This window comes from Arthrobacter agilis (genome assembly GCF_002953615.1).
In the GTDB taxonomy this organism is placed as follows: Bacteria; Actinomycetota; Actinomycetes; order Actinomycetales; family Micrococcaceae; genus Arthrobacter_D; species Arthrobacter_D agilis_B.
This window is the reverse complement of the sequence record NZ_CP024915.1, coordinates 1,652,933-1,655,107: the sequence shown is the minus strand read 5'-3', so window position 1 is coordinate 1,655,107 and position 2,175 is coordinate 1,652,933. Positions and strand designations below refer to the sequence as shown.

General features: G+C 67.6%; 3 protein-coding genes. All 3 read right to left on the bottom strand.

Features of this window, described 5'->3' with window-relative positions:
• Positions 1–137 precede the first annotated feature (137 nt).
• Positions 138–875, bottom strand: a complete 738-nt coding sequence (locus CVO76_RS07910) for an amino acid ABC transporter ATP-binding protein (RefSeq protein ID WP_208741576.1) — start codon at positions 873–875, stop codon at positions 138–140.
• Positions 872–1,642: an amino acid ABC transporter permease gene (locus tag CVO76_RS07905; protein ID WP_133081308.1), complete on the bottom strand. Its 771-nt coding sequence runs from the start codon at positions 1,640–1,642 to the stop codon at positions 872–874. The genes CVO76_RS07910 and CVO76_RS07905 overlap by 4 nt, the downstream gene beginning before the upstream one ends.
• A 10-nt stretch (positions 1,643–1,652) precedes the next feature.
• Positions 1,653–2,175, bottom strand: a 523-nt coding sequence (locus CVO76_RS07900) for a transporter substrate-binding domain-containing protein (RefSeq protein WP_208741575.1), incomplete at its 5' end; no start/stop codon positions are given.

The following is a 2,175-nucleotide window of genomic DNA, read 5'->3' as shown; positions in this document are numbered from 1 at the left end:
TGCGGTAGCGGCGGCCGTCCTGGCCGGGACCTGGAACTTTATCCTCGCCTGACCGGGAGGCGCCGGACATGCCACAGGGGCTCCGCGGATGCGGAGCCCCTGTGGCATGCGAGCGGATCCCGGCCCCGGCAGGACCGCTAGAGGACGTCCGAGAGGAACGACCTCAGGCGGGGCGTCTGCGCGTCGTCGAAGATCGCGGACGGTGGTCCCGACTCCACGACGACGCCGCCGTCCATGAACGTCACGGTGTCCGAGACGTTGCGCGAGAAGCCCATCTCGTGCGTGACGACGACCATGGTCATGCCCGCCGAGGCGAGGTCCGCCATGAGGGCGAGGACGCCCTTCACGAGCTCCGGGTCCAGCGCGGACGTGGCCTCGTCGAAGAACATCACCTCGGGGTCCATGGCCAGCGCCCGGGCGATCGCCACGCGCTGCTGCTGCCCGCCGGAGAGGTTGCCCGGCCGGACGTCGGCCTTGTGCTTGAGGCCCACCAGGTCGAGCTGGGCGAGGGCCTTCTCCCGTGCTTCGCCGGCGGACATCTTCCGGAGCTTGCGCAGCGCCAGGGACACGTTGTCCAGCACGGTCTTGTGCGGGAAGAGGTTGAACTGCTGGAACACCATGCCGATGCGGCGGCGCAGCTCGTCCGGGTTGTCCTTGAGGACGGAGCGGCCGTCGAGCAGGATATCGCCCTGGTCGGGTTCGATCAGCCGGTTGAGGACACGCAGCAGGGTGGACTTCCCGGAGCCGGACGGCCCGATGACCGACGCCGTCGTCCCCCGTTCCACGTGCAGGTCGATCCCGCGCAGCACGTGGTTGGACCCGAAGGACAGGTGCAGGCCCTTGCCCGTCAGTGTTCCCGATTCGATGGTCTTCATGCCTTCGCTCCTCCGCTCGTCGGAATCACCGCGGCCAGTTCGTCCGGTTCCGGTTTCTGCTTCCTGCCCACGCGGAGCCTGGTGTCGATGAAGTTGACCAGGTGCGTCAGCGGGATGGTCAGGCACAGGTAGAGCACGCCGGCCGCGATCAGGGGCGAGAGGTTGCCGGTGTTGCTCGCGGCGTCGTTGCCCACCCGGAAGAGCTCGCGTTCACTGGCGACGAGGCCGATGAAGTAGATGAGCGACGACTCCTTGATGAGCGAGATGAACTGGTTGACCAGGGCGGGCAGCACGCGCCGCACGCCCTGGGGCACCACCACGAGCTGCATGGATGCGCCGTAGCTGAAGCCCAGTGCACGCGAGGCCTCCAGCTGCCCCTTCTCCACGCTCTGGATACCGGAGCGGAAGATCTCCCCGATGTAGGCCGAGGCGATCAGCGACAGGGCGAGGATGCCCAGCGGGTAGGGGCTGGTGCTGCCCGTGACCTGCCGGAGGATGGGCCCGAGGCCCAGTCCGATGAGCAGGATGATCACGACGGCGGGGAGGCCGCGGAAGATGTCCGTGTAGATGCGTGCGATCCACCGGAGCACCCGGTTGCGGGAGATCCCCATGATCGCGAGGAGCATGCCGACGATCGTCCCGATGATCCCCGAGGCCAGGGCGAGCAGGAGGGTGTTGGGCAGTCCGACGGTCAGGAGGTCCGGCAGGACCGCGGCCATCGCCTCCCAGTCGAAGAACGTCTTGCCGAGCTGTTCGAGGGCATCCATGCAGGGCCGGCTACTTTACGTCCACGGCTTTGCTGCCGGGCTTCCAGTCAGTGGGCATCTCGCGGTCCGGGTACCACTCCTTGGTGAGCTCGGACCAGGTGCCGTCGGCGATCACCGCGTCGAGGCCCGCGTTGAGGGCGTCGATGAGGGGCTGGTTCTCGCTGTTGACCGCGTACGCCGTGAAGTTCTCCGTGTTGATGATGGTCTCGGCGATCGTGGTGTCGTCGCCCTCCTTCACCTGGCCGGTGGCCTGCTGCGACGGGGCGACCCAGGCGTCCACCTGCCCGTTCTTCACGTTGGCGTACACCGTGTTGTAGTCCGGGAAGCGCACGGGCTCGAGGCCGAGGGTGTTGGAGACGTAGTCGTCCTGGACGGTGCCCTGGACCACGCCGATGCGGGTGCTCTCCGAGAGGGAGTCGAAGCCGCTCACCGAGGAGCCGTTCTTCGTGACGACGGCCATGTAGCCGAAGTCGTAGCCGTTGGTGAAGCCGACGTTCTCGCGGCGGGCCGCCGTCGTCGAGATCGAGGAGGAC